Origin of the sequence: Massilia sp. TS11, from assembly GCF_022012445.1 — a bacterium.
GTDB lineage: Bacteria > Pseudomonadota > Gammaproteobacteria > Burkholderiales > Burkholderiaceae_D > Telluria.
The window spans coordinates 72384-90814 of record NZ_JAKLTS010000014.1 but is presented as its reverse complement, the minus strand read 5'-3'; the positions used below and the strand labels follow the sequence as shown (position 1 = coordinate 90814).

The 18431-nt window shown below is 68.0% G+C and carries 12 protein-coding genes; 8 read left to right on the top strand and 4 right to left on the bottom strand.

Features of this window, described 5'->3' with window-relative positions; translation table 11 throughout:
• Nucleotides 1–38 precede the first annotated feature (38 nt).
• Nucleotides 39–1694: an amidohydrolase gene (locus tag LZ005_RS18290; RefSeq protein WP_237809941.1), complete on the top strand. Its 1656-nt coding sequence runs from the start codon at nucleotides 39–41 to the stop codon at nucleotides 1692–1694.
• Nucleotides 1695–1700: 6 nt separating this feature from the next.
• Here LZ005_RS18290 and LZ005_RS18285 read toward each other — a convergent pair whose 3' ends face one another.
• Nucleotides 1701–2717, bottom strand: coding sequence for a LacI family DNA-binding transcriptional regulator (locus LZ005_RS18285; RefSeq protein ID WP_237809940.1), 1017 nt, complete (start codon nucleotides 2715–2717; stop codon nucleotides 1701–1703).
• 152 nt (nucleotides 2718–2869) lie between these two features.
• Nucleotides 2870–4387, bottom strand: a complete 1518-nt coding sequence (locus LZ005_RS18280; protein ID WP_237809939.1) for a tryptophan halogenase family protein — start codon at nucleotides 4385–4387, stop codon at nucleotides 2870–2872.
• Between the two features lie 111 nt (nucleotides 4388–4498).
• On the opposite strand from LZ005_RS18280, the gene LZ005_RS18275 reads away from it, so the two are divergent.
• From LZ005_RS18275 to LZ005_RS18255, 5 genes are read left to right on the top strand one after another with little or no spacing between them, the layout of a single operon-like run.
• A complete protein-coding gene (locus tag LZ005_RS18275; protein WP_237809938.1) occupies nucleotides 4499–6889 on the top strand; it encodes a TonB-dependent receptor in 2391 nt (796 codons plus the stop codon).
• 59 nt (nucleotides 6890–6948) lie between these two features.
• A complete protein-coding gene (locus LZ005_RS18270; RefSeq protein ID WP_237809937.1) occupies nucleotides 6949–8265 on the top strand; it encodes a GH1 family beta-glucosidase in 1317 nt (438 codons plus the stop codon).
• 18 nt (nucleotides 8266–8283) lie between these two features.
• Nucleotides 8284–9315: a glucokinase gene (locus tag LZ005_RS18265; RefSeq protein WP_237809936.1), complete on the top strand. Its 1032-nt coding sequence runs from the start codon at nucleotides 8284–8286 to the stop codon at nucleotides 9313–9315.
• Nucleotides 9296–10606 (top strand): MFS transporter, encoded by a 1311-nt coding sequence (locus LZ005_RS18260; RefSeq protein ID WP_237809935.1) that lies wholly within the window; start codon nucleotides 9296–9298, stop codon nucleotides 10604–10606. The genes LZ005_RS18265 and LZ005_RS18260 overlap by 20 nt, the downstream gene beginning before the upstream one ends.
• Nucleotides 10603–12210 (top strand): glycoside hydrolase family 9 protein, encoded by a 1608-nt coding sequence (locus LZ005_RS18255; protein WP_237809934.1) that lies wholly within the window; start codon nucleotides 10603–10605, stop codon nucleotides 12208–12210. The genes LZ005_RS18260 and LZ005_RS18255 overlap by 4 nt, the downstream gene beginning before the upstream one ends.
• Before the next feature lie 13 nt (nucleotides 12211–12223).
• Here LZ005_RS18255 and LZ005_RS18250 read toward each other — a convergent pair whose 3' ends face one another.
• Both LZ005_RS18250 and LZ005_RS18245 read right to left on the bottom strand, forming a co-directional pair.
• On the bottom strand, nucleotides 12224–13633 hold the full coding sequence (locus LZ005_RS18250) for a pitrilysin family protein (RefSeq protein WP_237809933.1): 1410 nt from the start codon (nucleotides 13631–13633) through the stop codon (nucleotides 12224–12226).
• 11 nt (nucleotides 13634–13644) lie between these two features.
• The gene (locus LZ005_RS18245; protein WP_237809932.1) at nucleotides 13645–15015 is read right to left on the bottom strand and encodes a pitrilysin family protein; all 1371 of its coding nucleotides are present in this window, start codon (nucleotides 15013–15015) and stop codon (nucleotides 13645–13647) included.
• A 181-nt stretch (nucleotides 15016–15196) separates the two neighbouring features.
• Between LZ005_RS18245 and hutU the strand changes: the two genes are divergently transcribed.
• Both hutU and hutH read left to right on the top strand, forming a co-directional pair.
• Entirely contained in the window at nucleotides 15197–16891 is a 1695-nt protein-coding gene (hutU, locus tag LZ005_RS18240) for a urocanate hydratase (protein WP_237809931.1), read from the top strand.
• A complete protein-coding gene (hutH, locus tag LZ005_RS18235; RefSeq protein ID WP_237809930.1) occupies nucleotides 16891–18429 on the top strand; it encodes a histidine ammonia-lyase in 1539 nt (512 codons plus the stop codon). The genes hutU and hutH overlap by 1 nt, the downstream gene beginning before the upstream one ends.
• Nucleotides 18430–18431 lie beyond the last annotated feature (2 nt).

Sequence of the window (18431 nt, the reverse complement as noted above, 5' to 3'; positions counted from 1 at the left end):
TACACTCTCTGCTTGCTTTCACATTCAAGGAGAGATGGATGCGCGCTGCCCCCACCCTGCTCGCCGCCGCCCTGATGGCGGCCCTGAGCGCCCACGCCGATGTCATCATCGACGACGCCAATGGCTACACCCTCAATGCCAAGAACGCCCTGGTCAAATTCAGTTCGCTCGGCTTCGATGACAAGGGCCGCATCGTGGCGGTCGGCAGCGCGGCCGAGGTGGCGGCGCGCATGCCGCGCGCCCAGCACATCAGCGTGGGCGGCAAGACCGTGCTGCCCGGCCTGATCGACGCGCACGGCCACGTGTTCGGCCTGGGCGAGATGCTCAGCCAGCTCGATCTGACCAGCAGCACCAGCCTCGATGGCGCGCTCAAGGCGATTGGCGACTATGCCCGCAAGGAGCAGGGCGCCTGGCTGCGCGGGCGCGGCTGGAATCAGGAGATCTGGAAGCTGGGCCGCTTCCCCACCGCCCAGGAGCTGGACCGCGTGACGGGCAGCCGTCCGGCCGTGCTGGAGCGCGTCGACGGCCACGCCGTTTGGGTCAATAGCGCCGTGCTGAAGCTGGCCGGCATCGACGACAAGACGCCCGATCCGACCGGCGGCAAAATCGTGCGCGACGCCGACGGCCACGCGACCGGCATCCTGGTCGACCGCGCGGCCGACCTGATCGAAAAGGTGATGCCCAAGACCAGCGAAGAGCAGGCGCGCGCCTACCTCGACGCGGCCCTGGGCGAGATGGCGCGCCAGGGTCTGACCAGCGTGCATGACGCCGGCGTCAGCGCCAGCCAGGACCGCCTGTACCGCTACTATGCCGACCACGGCAAGCTCAGTGCGCGCATCTACGGCATGATCGGCGGCGTCGGCGCCGATTTCGACAGCATCGTCAAAGGCGGCGGCCCGCTCAACAGCTACGGCGACGACATGTATGCGCTGCGCGCCGTGAAGCTGTATTCGGACGGTGCGCTGGGCAGCCGCGGCGCGGCCCTGCTGGCGCCCTATTCGGACGAGCCGAAATCCAAGGGCCTGCTGTTTAACTCGAACGCCGAGATGACGCGCCTGATCGGCAAGGCCATGAAGGCCGGCTATCAGGTCAATGTGCACGCCATCGGCGACGCCGGCAACCGCCAGGTGATCGACATCTACGGCAAATTGATCAAGGAGACCCGGTCGGTCGGCCAGCGCCACCGCATCGAGCACGCGCAGGTGGTGGCCCTGGCCGACATCCCGCGCTTCCAGGCGATCGGCATCATCCCCTCGATGCAGCCGACCCACGCCACCAGCGACATGAACATGGCCGAAAACCGCGTCGGCCCGGAGCGCATCAAGGGCGCCTATGCCTGGCGCAGCTATCTGCATCAGGGCTCGCGCATCGCCTGCGGTTCCGACTTCCCGGTCGAATCGCCGAATCCCTTCTATGGTCTGCACGCAGCCGTGACGCGCCAGGACCAGAACGGCGGCCCGGCCGGCGGCTGGTACGCCAACCAGGCCATGTCGCTGAAGGAGGCCTTCCGCTGCTTCACTCTGGATGCGGCCTATGCCGGCCATCAGGAGGACAAGATCGGTTCTCTCGAACCGGGCAAATACGCCGACTTCATCGTCATCGACCGCGACCTGTTCACGATGCCGACCTACGACATCTATCAGGTCAAGGTGCTGCAGACCTGGGTGGCCGGGCGCCAGGTCTTCAAGCGCTGAGCGGCGCTAGGGGTGCAGGCGGCGCGTGGTCTCGCGCACGATCAGCTCGACCGGCGGAATATCTCTGCTGAGCTCTTCGCCGTTGATCAGGCTGAGCAGCGCGCTCACGGCCGTCTGCCCGATCACATACAGGGGCTGGCGGATCGTCGTCAGCGGCGGCGTCGTGTAGGCCGAGCCGGGCAGATCGTCGAAGCCGACCAGTGAGACGTCGTCCGGCACGCGGATGCCTTTGCGGTACAGGCACAGGCGCGCGCCGTACGCGGTCTGGTCGTTGACGGCGAAGACGGCGGTGAACGGCTGCTGGGTGTCGAACAGGCGGTTCATGGCCAGCAGGCCGCCGCCTTCATGCAGATCGCCCTCGACCACCAGACGCGGATCGAAGCCGATGCCGGCCTCGTCGAGCGCGCGCCGGTAGCCGGCCAGACGTTCGACCGCGTCGCGGTTGTCGGCCGGGCCGGACAGGTGGGCGATGCGGCGGTGGCCCAGGTCGATCAGATGGCGCACCGCCATCCAGGCCCCGTATTCGTTATCGAGCTTGAAGCCGACCGCGCGCCGCGTGTGCAGCACGCGCCCGGTCGACACGATCGGCCGCTGCGCCGAAAAATTCAGCACGTTGGCGTCCGAGATGCGGCCCGAGAGCAGGATGATGCCGTCCACCTTACGCGCCAGCAGCAGGCGGATGCGCTCGGCCTCTTCGTCGGCGTTCCAGTGGCCGCTGACGATCACCGAGGCATAGCCGGTGCCTTTGAGGCCGTCGTCGACGCCATGCAGCAGCTCGTCGAAGAAGGGCGAGGCGATGTCCTGCACCACGATCCCGATCGTCATCGTGCGCCCGTGCTTGAGGCTCTGCGCCATCTGGTTGGGGGCGAAATTGAGGGCGGCGATGGCCGCCATCACGGCGGCGCGCTTGTCGTCGGCCACCTTGGCGGTGCCATTCAGGATGCGCGACACGGTACTCGGCGAGACGCCGGCGCGGCGCGCGACGTCGGTCAGGGTGGCGGGGGGCGCGATGTGCTCAGTCAAGGGGTGTCCTGCCTGGGTTCGCCGGCGCGGATAGCGGCCGGCTTGTTTGTGAAAACCTTTTCATCCCGAGATTACCATAGATTTTCACAAATTCTTGCCACCGCCACCATTCTGTTGCTCAAAAGCCAGGAAATCCGTTTCTGAAAGCGTTTTCAGACGGCCCGCGCGCACAGGGCGGCGACCAGTTCGCGGTGCGCCGGCAGGCCCGCGGCCGCGTGCGGGGCCAGCTTGGCCAGGTTGGCGAATTCGGCTTGCGCAGCTGCGGCCTGGGCGGCCAGGCCCGGGCTGTCCGGCATGGCGCGCGGGAAGCCCATCCCGTACAGGACGAACTGCCAGCTGCTGGGCGGGTACATCTCGACGTCGGTCAGAAAATCGAGCCGCTGCGGCGGGCGGCAGCGCCACATGGCCAGCTTGTCGCGCAGCGCCGGGGTCCAGCTGGCCGGGTCGGCGTTGTCGCTCCAGAAGGCGCTGTCGCGCCGCTGGCTCAGACAGTAGTGCAGCTTGAGGAAGTCGACGATGCCGGCGTAGCGCGCGGTCATGAAGGCATTGAAGTGGCGCGCCGCCGGCGCCATCTCGCCATTGTGCGGGAACAGCGCGGCCAGCATCTGCACGGCCGTTTCGACCAGGCCGATGCCCGAGGCTTCGAGCGGTTCGACGAAGCCGCCGGCCAGGCCGATGGCCACGCAATTGCCGATCCACTGCTGGCGGCGGTAGCCGAGCCGCATCGGGATCTTGCGCAGCGCGAGATCCTCGGCCGCGCTGCCGGCATAGCTGCGCAGCACGCGCGCGGCGGCTTCGTCATCGGTGTGGCGGCTCGAGTAGACGTAACCGATGCCGCGCCGCTCCTGCAGGCCGATGTCCCAGATCCAGCCGGCCGTGCGCGCGCTCGAGATGGTGGCCGAGGCGATCGGCGCGTCCGGCTGCGGGTAGGGCACCTGCACGGCCAGGGCGCTGTCGCAGAACAGGGTGTCGGCCACGCTGTGAAACGGCGCCTGCAGGGCGGCGCCGATCAGCAGGGCGCGAAAGCCGCTGCAGTCGATGTACAGGTCGGCCTCGAGCGCGCCGTGCTGGCGCGTGTGGACGCAGGCAATCTGGCCGGCCGCATCCAGCTGCGCGCCCTCGACATGGTCCTGCAGGTGGGTGACGCCGAGCGCACGCGCGTGTGCGGCCAGCAGAGCCGCGAAGCGCGCCGCGTCGAAATGGTAGGCGTAATTCAGGGCGCCCTGGTAGGGCGGATCGCCGGCATGCTTGGGCCCGCGCGCGGCCGCCACCACGGCCGCCTGCAGCGTCACCGCCTCGGCGAACGGGGTGTCGCCGGCCAGGCCGCGCAGCCAGTAGGGCAGCAGTTCCGGCGCGCCCGGGCGCTGGCTGGGCAGGCTGAAGGGGTGGAGGTAGGCATCGTCGCCGCGCACCCAGTCGCGAAACACGATGCCCTGCTTGAAGGTGGCGCCGCAATCGCGCACGAAGCGCGCCTCGCTGATGCCGAGCGCCGCCAGGGTGCTGCGCAGCGAGGGGAAGCTGCCTTCGCCGACGCCGATGGCGCCGACCTCGGGCGCCTCGACCAGGCGGATCTGCACCCCGCCCAGGGCCTTGGCCAGGTAGGCCGCGCATAACCAGCCGGCGCTGCCGCCGCCCACAATCAAGATCCGTTTGACGCCAGCCGTGGCCATGGTGCGGGGTCTCCTTGAAAAAAACTGTTGACTTTTTATTTCGTCAAAATGTAGCATGAAAACGTTTTCACGGCAAAAGAAAACGTTTTCAACAAAAATATCGGAGACAACATGCGCTTTTCCGCACCGCCCGCCCGGCGCCGCGCCGGCACCCCCATTCAAGTGGCCATCCTTACCCTGCTGGCCGGCATGCACGCGGCCCATGCCCAGCAAACCGGCGCGCCGGCGGCGAAAGCCGACCCCAACGCCATTCCCGAGGTGGTGGTGACCGGCACCAAGGTCGCCACCTCGCTGCAGAAAACGCCGGTGGCCATCACGGCCCTGAACGCGGCGGCCCTCGACGACGCCCATGTCCAGACCATCCAGGACGTGGTGGCCCTGGTGCCGAGCTTCCAGGCCACCGGCCAGGGCGACCATGGCGTGATCACGATGACCATGCGCGGCATCGGCAATGACAGCGCCAAGACCGAATACGCCGACCCCGAAGTCGCGATCTTCGTCGACGGCGTCTACGCGCCGCGTCCGGAAGGCGCGACCGCGCTGCTGTTCGACCTGGAGGCGATCGAAGTCATGCGCGGGCCGCAGGGCACGCTGTGGGGCCGCAATTCCACCGTCGGCGCCGTGAACATGCAGACCGTGAAGCCGGTGCTCGGCCAGACCACGGCCAGCCTGCAGGGCGGCATGGGCGACTACGCGCGCTTTGGCGTGCGCGCCGCGATGAACATCCCGACCGGCGACAGCTCGGCCCTGCGCATCGCCCTGGTCCACGAACAGCACGATGGCTACGTCAAGTACCAGACCTTCAATGCGCCCTCGCTCGACGCCCAGAAGGCGGCCTATCTGGCCTCGGGCGGAACGGCGGCCAGCTTCCAGCCGATCAATCCGAACCAGTTCGTCACCAATGGCCCGCGCTACAACGCCCAGGACCAGAGCGGCGTGCGTCTGAGTTGGCTGTACCAGCCCAACCCGGGCCTGAAGTGGAATATCTCGTATGAGCGCTTCCAGGACCGCGGCACCCCGAGCATGAACCTGATGCAGACCCCGCGCGCCGGCCAGGATGCCTGGTCGGCCCTGATCGACACCGCGCCGGCCCTGCACCGCGACGTCAATGCGATCCGCAGCCGCGTCGATTACGCGCTCAGCCCCGATGTGGCCCTGGCCTATGTGGCCGGCATCTCGCGCTTCAGCGGCTCGTCCACCTATGACCAGGACGGCGGGCGCGAAGCGCCGACCAGTTTCAGCAGCGGCGCCACCTTCCAGGCCAATAACACCGTCTACTCGCACTACGCGAGCCAGAGCCATGAGCTGAACCTGAACTCGGTCGGCCAGCGCGAGATCGACTGGCAGCTGGGCCTCTACTACGCGGCCGAAAAGAACGACATCCGCTTCGACATCCCGATCATGAATGGCACCCAGCAGGGCAGCGTGGCCTGGCAGGGTTCCTTCATCCAGCCGAAGGAGACCGTCGATTCGCGCGCCGTGTTCGGCCAGGCCACCTGGAACCTGAGCCGCGATAGCCACCTGACCGGCGGCCTGCGCTACACCTCGGACAAGCGCACCAATGAAGGCGGCAATGGCTACACCTGGAACTACGACAGCAAGGTGCCGCAGGTGCCGCTGAGCGCCTCGATCGATCCGACCAAGCCGGGCCAGGGCTACAACCCGGGCAAGCCGTCCAACGACGGCCGCTATTCGGGCTCGAAGATGACCGGCCTGCTGCGCTTCAGCCAGGACCTGGACCGCAACAACATGATCTACGCCTCGGTGTCGACCGGCTTCAAGGCCGGCGGCCTGCAGGATGGCGGCCGCACCTACGGCGCCGAGACCCTGACCAACTACGAGATCGGCAGCAAGAGCACCCTGCTCGGCGGCGCCCTGCGCATCAACACCGCGCTCTACTCGGAGAACTTCAAGGACTTCCAGTTCAGCGCGCCGGTGACCAATCCGGATGGCTCGCACAGCTTCGTCACCAGTAACGTCGATGGCGCCAAGGTGCACGGCGTGGAGGCGGAGATCGCGGCCAAACTGAGTGCGGAGGACAAGCTGCAGCTGGCCCTGTCCTACACCCACTCGCGTCTGGGCGCCCTGATCGCCGGCTCGAACGACTATGCGCTGCCGTTCTGCCCGGCCCTGAACATCAACTGCGTCGACGTCACCGGCCACACCATGCCGCACGCGCCGACCTTCTCGGCCCAGATCCTGTACCAGCACACCTTCCGCCTCGGCGACGGCAGCAGCCTGACCCCGCGCATCTCGACCCACTACGAGACCAAGTCGGAGCTGTCGGTCTTCAACCTCGGGCCGAACGACCAGCAGGCCGCCTACACGCGCACCGATATCGGCCTGCGCTATCAGGGCGCCAAGCAGTTCTGGATCGACGCCTATGTGCGCAACGTCGGCGACGGCCGCGTGAAGACCAGCGCCATGAACGGCAGTAACGTGTGGGTGGCCCAGTATCTGCCGCCGCGCACGATCGGCATCAACGCCGGTATCGATTTCTGATCGCTACCGCCACGGGCGGGCCATCCGGTCCGCCCCGTTTTCAACCCTGAGCACACAGCATGAACGACATTCGCCTGCCGCCCGATTTCTTGTGGGGCGTCGCTACCAGCGCTTTTCAGATCGAAGGAGCGCAGCGTGAGGACGGCAAGGGCCTCTCAATCTGGGACACCTTCTGCAGCCAGCCGGGCCGGATCAAGGACGGCAGCGACGGCAGCGTAGCCTGCGACCACTACCACCGCTACCGCGAAGACGTGGACATCATCGACAGCCTGGGGGTGGACGCCTACCGCTTCTCGATGGCCTGGGCGCGGGTGCAGCCGGATGGCCGCGGCGCCTGGAACGAGGCCGGCTTCGGTTTTTATGACCGCCTGATCGACGCCCTGCTGGAGAAGGGCAAGCAGCCCCACCTGACGCTCTACCACTGGGACCTGCCGCAGGCCCTGCAGGATGAAGGCGGCTGGCTCAATCGCGATACCTGCCAGCGCTTTGCCGACTACGCACAGGAGGCGGCGCACCGCTTCGGCACGCGTGTGGCCAGTATCGCCACCCACAATGAACCCTGGTGCACGGCCAATCTCGGCCACGGCACCGGCCAGTTCGCGCCCGGCCTGCGCGATCCGGCGGCGGCGGTGCAGGTGTCGCACCATCTGCTGCTGTCGCACGGGCTGGCCATGCGCGCCATGCGCGCCCAGAACCAGCCGGCCGCGCTGGGCATCGTGCTCAATCAGTGGACGGCCGACCCGGCCACCGACAGCGCCGCCGACCATGCGCTCGCCGCGCTCGAATACGCGCGCTCGGTGCAGTGGTTCATGGACCCGATTTTCAAGGGCCGCTATCCGGAGCTGGCGCTGCGCCATCATGGCGCGCATGCTCCGCGCATCGGCGCCGGCGACCTGGAAGTGATCCATCAGCCGCTCGACTTCCTCGGTGTGAACTACTACTTCCGCGCCTACTGCAGCGCCGAGCAGCCGCCGCGCCAGGCCCCGTGCGCGCTGGGCCGCACCGACATGGGCTGGGAGATTTATCCGCAAGGCCTGAGCGAGCTGCTGCTGGCCCTGCACGCCGAGTACACGCTGCCGCCGATCTACATCACCGAGAACGGCATGGCCAGCGCCACCCCGCGCCATGACCGCGAACGCATCGACTATGTGCGCGCCCACCTCGCCGCGCTGGCCACGGCGATCGCCGGCGGTGTCGACGTGCGCGGCTACTTCCTCTGGAGCCTGCTCGACAACTTCGAGTGGGACTCCGGCTACGCCAAGCGCTTCGGCATCGTGCATGTCGATTACGCGACCCAGCAACGCACGCTGAAGGACAGCGCGCTCTGGTACCGCGACTGGATCGCCGCCCAGCGCGCCGGCCGCGCCGCTGCCTGAACTGACAAGGAGTCTGCCATGCCAAGCACTGCCTATGCCGATGGACCGCGTCTGGTGGCCGACATCGGCGGAACGCACGCGCGCTTCGCGCTCGAATCGGCGCCCGGTATCCTGAGCCAGGCCGCGACCCTGCCGTGCGCGCGCTACCAGCGCTTCGAGGACGCCGTCACCAGCTATCTGGCCTGCTTTCCCGAGCTGACGGTGCGCCACGCGGTGGTGGCCATTGCCAACCCGGTGCATGGCGACAGCATCCGCATGACCAACCACCACTGGGGCTTTTCGGTGCGCGCGGCCGCTGCCGCCCTGGGCTTCGATACCCTGCTGGTGGTGAATGATTTTGCGGCCCTGGCCATGGCCGTGCCGCAGCTGCAGGCCGCCGACCTCGAACAGGTGGGGCAGGGCAGCCGCTGCGCCGGTGCGGTGATCGGCCTGCTGGGCGCCGGCACGGGCCTGGGCGTGGCCGGGCTGGTGGAGGCGGGCGGGCGCCACTACGCGCTGCAAAGCGAAGGCGGGCACGTGGCCTTTTCGCCGCGCGACGAGCGCGAGATGCAGATCCTGCGCTACTGCTGGCGCTTTCACGAGCATGTATCGGCCGAGCGCCTGGTGTCCGGCCCCGGCCTGAAGCTGATCTACGCGGCCCTGGCCGACGCCAGCGGCGACATCCAGCCGGCGCGCCCGACGCCCGAGCAGATCATCGCGGCCGGCCTCGATGGCAGCGACCATCTGGCCCGCGCCACGCTCGATGCCTTCTGCGCCATGCTGGGCACCGTGGCGGGCGACCTGGCCGTCACCCTGAATGCCCATGGCGGCGTGTATATCGGCGGCGGCGTGGTGCCGCGCCTGGGCGGCTTCTTCGCTGCCTCCGGCTTTCGCCGCCGCTTCGAGAGCAAGGGCCGCTTCAGCGACTTCAATGCCCAGATTCCCACCTACGTGATCCGCGCCCCCTATCCAGCCCTGGCGGGAGCGGCTACCATGCTGCGAGCCCACCTGCGCCAGGAACCGGCGCGTCCGCCCATGCAAAGCGCTGCCAATGACTACCTCCATCACTAAGTCCGCCCCGCCGCCCCTGCTGTGGGTCCCCACTGGTTATTTTGCGATGGCGATGGGCTATGTGATGCTCACCAGCGTCACGGCCATCATGTTTAAGAATCTGGGCATGGACAATGGCCGCGCCGCCCAGTATTCGAGCATGCTGATACTGGCCTACACGATCAAGCCCCTGTTCGCGCCCGTGGTGGAGATGTACCGCACCAAGAAGTTCTTCGTGCTGCTGACCCAGGTGGCGCTGGCGCTGGGCTTCGCCGGCGTCGCCCTGGCCATGGGCATGCCCGATGCGATGGCCCTGATGATGGGGCTCTTCTGGATCATGTCCTTCGTCGGCGCCACCATGGACATCGCCAGCGACGGCGTCTACGTCACCTCGCTCGACACGCGCAGCCAGTCGCTGTACTGCGGCGTGCAAAGCCTGAGCTGGAATATCGGCCCGGTGTTTGCCTCGGGCGTGCTGGTCTACCTGAGCGGACGCCTGCATGCCGACGTCTTCCACCACGACCGCCACGCCTTCGGGCCGGACTGGATCGCGTCCTGGCGCGTGATCTTTCTGATCGTGGCGGTGCTGTTGCTGCTGCTGTCGCTGTGGCATGCGCGCGCCATGCCGGAAGGAGCGCGCGCGGCAGACACCCCGGCCTCGCTGGGCCAGGCCGGGCGTATCCTGCGCAATGCCTTCACCAGCTTCTTCGACAAGCCGGGCGTGTGGCGCATGGTCGCCTTTGCGCTGCTGTACCGCGTGTCGATCGGCCTGCTCGAAAAGATCGGCCCCTTCTTCATGGTCGACCCGGTCGAGAAGGGCGGGCTGGGCATGTCGAATGAGCTGCTCGGCATCGTCTACGGCACCTATGGGCTGCTGGCCGTGCTGGCCGGTTCGCTGTTGGGTGGCTGGTATGTGGCGCGGCGTGGTCTGCGCCCGGTGCTGTTCACGCTGTGCTGCACGCTGAATATCCCGATCGCCACCTTCCTCGCCATGGCCATTTATCAGCCAAGCGACTTGTACGTGATCGGCGCCGGCGTCGTGATAGAAAAATTCGCCTTCGGTTTCGGCTCCGTCGGCTTCATGATCTACCTGATGCAGCAGCTGGCGCCGGGCCGCTTCGCCACCACCCACTACGCATTCGGCACCGGCCTGATGGGCATGTGCGGCATGCTGACCGGGATGGCCAGCGGCTACCTGCAGGAGGCGCTCGGCTACGTCAATTACTTCTGGCTGGTGATGGCCGCCACCATCCCGTCCTTCATCGCCACCTGGTACGCGCCCTTCCACCATGCCGAGGAGGGCGGCGCGTGAAGTGGCTGCTGCTGGCCTGCGTGGCGCTGGCGCCCTTGGCCGGCGCCCAGAGCATCAAGCTCAATACGGTCGGCTATGCGCCGGATGCGGCCAAGCTGGCCGTGGTGCCGCGCACAGCGGCCGCTAGTTTCAGCGTGGTCGATGCGGCCAGCGGCCAGACCGTGTGGCGCGGGCCCCTGCAGGCGGCGGGCGTGTGGGATGCCTCGGGCGAGGACCTGCAGCTGGCCGATTTTTCGGCCTGGCGTCAGCCCGGCCGCTACCGCCTGCAGGTGGCCGGCCTGCCCGCCAGCGCGCCCTTTGTGCTGCAGCCGCGGCCTTACGACGCCTTGTATACGGCGGCTCTCAAGGCCTTCTACTACAACCGCGCCGGTATGGCCATCGCGGGGCCGTATGCGCGCCCGGCCGGTCATCCGGATACCGAAGTGCGCGTGCACGCCTCGGCCGCCTCGCCCGGGCGGCCCGCCGGTACGCTGATCTCCAGTCCCAAGGGCTGGTACGACGCGGGCGACTACAACAAATACATCGTCAATTCCGGCATCGCCACCTACACCCTGCTGGCCGCGCACGAGCATCTGCGCGCGCCCGGCGTGCTGGAGGAGGCGCGCTGGAATCTCGACTGGATGCTCAGCATGCAGGACCCGGCCGATGGCGGCGTCTATCACAAGCTGACCAACCTGGAATTCGACGGCATGGTGATGCCGCATCAGGCCACCACGCCGCGTTACGTGGTGCAGAAGTCGACCGCGGCGACCCTCGATTTCGCCGCCGTGATGGCGGTCGCCAGCCGCGTCTATCCGCAGCCGGCGTCGGCGCGCATGCTGCAGGCAGCGCGCGCCGCCTGGGCCTGGGCGCAGGCCCACCCGCACCAGATCTATGTGCAGCCGGCCGACGTCAAGACGGGCGAATATGGCGACGACCAGCTGCGCGACGAATTCGCCTGGGCGGCGGCGGAGCTGTTCATCACGACCGGGGAGCCGGCCTTCTACCGCGCCATCGGCCTGGAGACCCTGCCAGCCCGCGTGGCCGACTGGCAGGACGTGAGCGGGCTGGTCTACCTGTCGCTGTCGCACCACCGGCGCGCCCTGGCGCCGCCGGCCGATGTGGCCCGGATCGAAGCCGGCCTGGAGGCGCTGGCGCAAAGCCTGCTGGCGCAGTGGCGCGCTTCGCCCTACCGCATCAGCATGCGGGCCGGGGAGTTCGTCTGGGGGAGTAATGCGGTGCTGCTGAATCAGGCCATGACCCTGCTGGTGGCGAACGCGCAGCGCCCGCATCCGGACTATGTGCGCGCGGCCCAGTCGGCGCTCGACTACGTCTTGGGCCGCAATGCGCTGGGCCGCAGTCTGGTCACGGGGCAGGGCTGGAATCCGCCGCGCCATCCGCACCACCGCCCGTCCCAAGCCGACGGCATCGCCGACCCGGTGCCGGGCTTTGTGGTGGGCGGCCCGCAGCCGGGCCAGCAGGATGCGGCCCACTGCAGGCAGGCCTACCCGAGCGCCTTGCCAGCTCTGTCCTACCTCGATGACGTGTGCAGCTACGCGAGCAACGAGGTGGCGATCAACTGGAACGCGCCCCTGGTCTACGTGGCCGCCGCCCTGAACCGCTAGCGGCGGCGCGCGCTTACTTCGGCTGGATGCTGAAGTCGCCGTAGGTCTTCAGCTGCTCGAGGATGGCCTTGTCGCCGACCACCACGATCGACTGCGCTTCGGGGCTGAAGTACTTCTTGCCCATCGCGCGCACCTGCTCCGGCGTCACCTTCTGCACCAGCGGCACATACTGGCCGAGGAAGTCGGCCGGCAGGCCGATCAGCCAGTTATTGGCCAGGGTGTTGGCCACGGCGCGCTGCAGCTGATTGGTCAGCAGATAGGTGCCGGCCACATAGCGCCGGTTCATCTGCATTTCGGCGTCGCTGACCAGCTCCGTGCCGAGGCGCCGGTACTCCTTGAAGAATTCGCCCAGGGCCGCACCGGCCACCTCGTTGCGCACATCGGCCGCGCCGGACATGCGGCCGCCGAGGCGGTAGTTGATGGTGCCGGCCGAGGCGCCATAGGTATAGCCTTTTTCCTCGCGCAGATTCATGTTGACCCGGCTGCTGAAACCGCCGCCGAGGATGGTGCTGGCCATGCGCAGCGGGACATAGTCGGCCGCGGTGGCGGCGATGCCCGGCGCGCCGATGCGCAGCGTGGCCTGCACGCTGCCCGGCCGCTCCAGCATCACGAAGGCCGGCTTGGCGGCCGGCTGCACGGCCGGCGCATCGGGCGCGGCGGCGCCGTTGGCCTGCCAGTCGCCGAATGCGGCCTTGGCCAGCTTGAGCGCCTCGGCCGGGGTGATGCGGCCGCTGACCACCAGCAGGCTGCGGTCCGGGCGGAAGCGCTTGGCGTGTTCGGCGCGCAGCAGCTCCTCGCTCACCGACTGGATCGATTCCACGCTCGGGTCGACCGCGCCATACGGGTGCTCGCCGAACATCAGCTTGTTCATGGCGCGGGTAGCGCGAAAGCCCGGCTGGGCTTCCTGCACCTTCAGCGATTGCAGGGCATTGCCCTTGGCCAGGGCGACTTCCTTGGCCGGGAACACGGGCGTGCGCGCCACTTCGGCCAGCAGCGCCATCATCGGCGCGGCCTGCGAGGCGAGGGCGTTGGCGCTGACGCTGATGCCGTCATGGCTGGCGCTGGCGCCGATGGCGCCGCCCATGCCCTGGGCCAGTTCGGCCAGCGCGCGCGAATCGTGCTTGGCGCTGCCTTCATTGAGCAGGCCGGCCAGCATATTCGCAAAGCCGGGATGGGTGGCGTCGTCGGCGCTGAAGCCGGCGCCGCGCACGGCCAGCACGAAGTCCACGCGCGGCAGGCCCTGGCGCGGCACCACCCAGACTTCCAGGCCGTTGGCCAGGGTCTGGCGCGTGATCTTCGGCGCGGGGATCGGTTTGTCCTTGCCGTAGGCGGGCAGGGCGGCGGGCAGCGGCGTGTCGGCGGCGACGGCGCCCAGGGGGCCGGCCAGCAGGGCCAGGCTCACGGCGAGCATCAGTGGTTTCATCCTTGGGCTCCTCATTTCTTGTCGGCGGCCGGGGCTTTCGGGGCCGGCTTTCGGTCGATCACGGTGCGGTTGGCGCGCGTCAGATAGGTGGCGGCCACGCGCTTGATGTCGGCCGCGCTGACGCCGTCGATCCAGGCCGGAATCTGGTTCACCACCTTGGCGTCGCCCCACAGGGTCTGCAGCTTGGCCAGGGTGTCGGCGCGGTTGATGAAGCTTTCCAGCTTGTTGTTCCAGTTGGCCAGCATGCGCGTCTTCACGCGCTTGAGGGTGGCGTCGTCCACGCCGTCCTTGCTGACGCGGGCGATGTCTTCGTCCATCGCCTTGAGCACGGTGTCGGCGTCGGTATTCGGCTTGTACAGGGCGAACACGGTGAACAGGGTCGGGCCGTCGAACTCCCAGGGGCTGGTCAGACCCCACAGGCCGCTGACGTTCAGGGCCAGCTCACGGCCCTTGACCAGGCCCTGATAGAACAGCGAGGCGTCGCCGCTGGCCAGCAGTTCGCTCAGCACGGCCATGGCCGGCAGGTCCTTGCTGGTCCGCGCCGGCATCTTCCAGGCGGCGGCAATCGCCGGCACCTGGGCCAGCGCGTCGGTCTGCGACACGCGTTTTTCTTCGGTGTTCAGGCCTTCCTGGAAGTCGGTGCCGGCCGGGACCGGGCGCTTGGCGATGCCGCCGAAGTACTTCTGCGCCAGCGCGAAGCCCTGCGCCGGCGTGACGTCGCCGGCAATCGCCAGCACGGCGTTATTCGGGCCGTAGTAGTCGCGGTGGAAGGCGCGCACGTCCTCCAGGCTGGCCGATTCCAGGTCCTGGAAGCTGCCATAGCCATCGTGGTTGTTCTCCCATTTCTGGAAGGCGTGCTGGCCGATGTCGATCCACATGAAGCCGCCGTAGGGCTGGTTCTTCACGTTCACGCGGATCTCCTCCTTCACCACGTCCTGCTGGTTCTTCAGCGTCTTCTCGTTGAAGTCCAGGGTCTTCATGCGGTCCGCTTCCATCCACAGGATCGGTTCGAGCGCGGAGGCGGGCGCGGTCTCGATGTAGTTGGTGAAGTCGGCGCGGGTGGAGCCGTTGTTATTGCCGCCGCCGCCCGTGATCACCTTGTCGAACACGCCCTTGGGCGCATTCGGCGTCCCCTGGAACATCAGGTGCTCGAACAGGTGGGCGAAGCCGGTGCGGTTCTTCGGCTCGAGCCGCATGCCGACGTGGTAGACCACGCTGACGCCGACTGTCGGCGAGCTGTGGTCTTCGGTGACGACGACGGTCAGGCCGTTGTCGAGTTTTTTGACGCTGACCGGCAGCTGCCAGCGGTCGCTGTCGGCCGCGTTGGCGGCGCAGGACAGGGCCAGCCCCGCCGCCAGGGCGGTGATGCGGAATGCACGCATGGGTTCCTCGGATTCGGATTGGGTTGCACAAGGCCGCCCGGTGGGCGACGCCTGCTGCATCATAGCGAAGCGGCCCGGCTTTGGTAATAAATTGCAAATGCATATGTGGCGCCGGGACCGCGCTTGACTAAGTTGTATAGACAACATAGACTGGTCCTATCGTTCATCGAGGAGACCCAGCATGTCCGAGCACGATCCGCGTTTTGACGCCAGCCGTGAAATCCGCGCCCCGCGCGGCAGCACCCTGAGCTGCAAGAGCTGGCTGACCGAGGCCGCCTACCGCATGCTCCAGAATAATCTGGACGCGGAAGTAGCGGAGAACCCCAAGCACCTGGTCGTGTACGGCGGGATCGGCCGCGCCGCGCGCAACTGGGCCTGCTTCGACCAGATTCTGGCCTCGCTGCGCACGCTCGAGGACGACCAGACCCTCTTGATCCAGTCGGGCAAGCCGGTCGGCGTGTTCCAGACCCATCCCGATGCGCCGCGCGTGCTGCTGGCGAACTCCAATCTGGTGCCCAAGTGGGCCACCTGGGAGCACTTCAATGAACTCGACCGCAAGGGCCTGTTCATGTACGGCCAGATGACGGCCGGTTCCTGGATCTACATCGGCACCCAGGGCATCGTGCAGGGCACCTACGAGACCTTTGCCGAAGCCGGGCGCCAGCACTTTGGCGGCGACTGGGGCGGGCGCTGGATTCTGACGGCGGGCCTGGGCGGCATGGGCGGCGCGCAGCCGCTGGCGGCCACGTTTGCCGGTGCGGTGTCGCTGAATATCGAATGCCAGCAAAGCTCGATCGACTTCCGTCTGCGCACGCGCTACCTGGACAAGCAGGCGCGCGACCTCGATCACGCGCTGGCCCTGGTGCAGGAGCACTGCGCGCGGCGCGAGGCGGTGTCGATCGGCCTGCTCGGCAACGCGGCCGACATCCTGCCCGAGCTGGTGAAGCGCGCCCGCGCCGGCGGCATCAAGCCCGATCTGGTCACCGACCAGACCTCGGCCCATGATCTGATCAACGGCTACCTGCCGCAAGGCTGGAGCGTGGCCCAGTGGAAGGCCGCCCAGCAGGACCCGGCCCAGCACGCGCAGCTGAAGGCGGCCGCCGCCCGCTCGGCCGCCGTGCATGTGCAGGCCATCCTCGACTTCCACGCGATGGGCGTGCACGCTGTCGACTACGGCAACAACATCCGCCAGGTGGCGTTTGACCAGGGCGTGCAGAACGCCTTCGATTTCCCCGGCTTCGTGCCGGCCTATATCCGCCCGCAGTTCTGCGAAGGGCGCGGCCCGTTCCGCTGGGTGGCCCTGTCGGGCGACCCGGAAGACATCTACAAGACCGACGCCAAGATCAAGCAGCTGTTCCCGCAGCACGCGCGCGTGCACCGCTGGCTCGACATGGCGCGCGAGCGCATCCAGTTCCAGGGCCTGCCGGCGCGGATCTGCTGGCTGGGCCTGGGCGAGCGCCATATCGCCGGCCTGGCCTTCAACGAGATGGTGCGCAGCGGCGAACTGAAAGCGCCGATCGTGATCGGCCGCGACCACCTCGATACGGGCTCGGTGGCCAGCCCGAACCGCGAGACCGAAGCCATGCGCGACGCGACCGATGCGGTGTCCGACTGGCCGCTGCTGAACGCCATGCTCAATACGGCCGGCGGCGCCACCTGGGTCTCGCTGCACCATGGCGGCGGCGTCGGCATGGGCTATTCCCAGCATTCCGGCGTGGTGATCGTGGCCGATGGCAGCGCCGCCGCCGAGAAGCGCCTGGCGCGCGTGCTGGTCAACGACTGCGCCAGCGGCGTGATGCGCCATGCCGACGCAGGCTATGATCTGGCCATTGCCTGCGCCAAGCGTTTCGGCCTCCAACTCCCGATGGTGAAGTGATGACGACTTTTGTGCTCCAACCCGGCGCGATGACGCTGGACGACCTGCGCGCGGTGTGGCGCGCGCCCGTGCAGGTGCGCCTGGCCGCCGATGCCTACGCGGCCATCGACGCTGCCGCCGCGGCCGTGCAGGCCATCGTCGCCAAGGGCGATGCGGCGTATGGCATCAACACCGGGTTCGGCCTGCTGGCCAAGACGCGCATCCCGGACGACAAGCTGGAACAGCTGCAGCGCAACCTGATCCTCTCGCATTCGGTCGGCACCGGTGAGCTGATGAGCGAGGCCGTCACGCGCCTGGTGATGGTGATGAAGATCGCCTCGCTGGCGCGCGGCTTCTCGGGCGTGCGCCGCATCATCGTCGATACCCTGATCGCCGCGCTCAACGCCGATATTCTGCCGGCCATTCCGGTCAAGGGCTCGGTCGGCGCCTCGGGCGACCTGGCGCCGCTGTCGCACATGACGCTGGCGATTCTGGGCGAAGGCATGGTGCGCGTGCGCGGCCAGCTGCTGCCGGCGCGCCAGGCGCTGGAAGCGGCCGGCATCGCGCCGGTGGTGCTGGCCGCCAAAGAGGGGCTGGCCCTGATCAACGGCACCCAGGCCTCGACCGCGCTGGCCCTGCATGGCCTGTTCATGGCCGAACGTCTGCTGGAGGCGGGCGTGATCGCCGGTTCGCTGTCGCTCGACGCGGCCAAGGGCAGTGATGCGCCCTTCGACGCGCGCGTGCACGCCGTGCGCGGCCAGCCCGGCCAGATCGCCCTGGCTGCCATCTACCGCAAGCTGATGGAAGACAGCGCGATCCGCGCCTCCCATCTGGTGGGCGACGAGCGCGTGCAGGACCCTTACTGCCTGCGCTGCCAGCCGCAGGTGATGGGCGCCTGCCACGATCAGATCCGCCATGCGGCGCGCGTGCTGCTGACCGAGGCGAATGCCGTCACCGACAATCCGCTGATCTTCAGCGACGGCAGCGTGGCCGTGGTCTCGGGTGGTAACTTCCATGCCGAGCCGGTCGCCTTCGCGGCCGATAATCTGGCGCTGGCGATTTCCGAAATCGGCGCCATCGCCGAACGCCGCATCGCCCTGCTGATCGACGCCACCCTGTCCGGACTGCCGCCCTTCCTGGTGCGCGACCCGGGCGTGAACTCGGGCTTCATGATCGCCCATGTGACGGCGGCCGCGCTGGCCTCGGAAAACAAGTCGCTGGCCCACCCGGGCAGTGTGGACAGCCTGCCCACTTCGGCCAATCAGGAAGACCATGTGAGCATGGCCACCTATGCCGCGCGCCGGCTCGACGAGATGGCCCAGAACACGGCCACCATTCTCGCCATCGAGACGCTGGCCGCCTGCCAGGGCATCGATTTCCACCGGCCGCTCACCAGTTCACCCCAGCTCGAACACGTGCACGCCGCGCTGCGCAGCCGCGTGGCGCGTTATGATGAGGACCGTTTCTTCGCCCCCGATATCGAGGCGGCGCGCCAGATGGTGGTGGACGGCACCCTGTCGGCGGCCTGCCCGGCCTTGTTCGCGGGGCTCTACGACTGAGC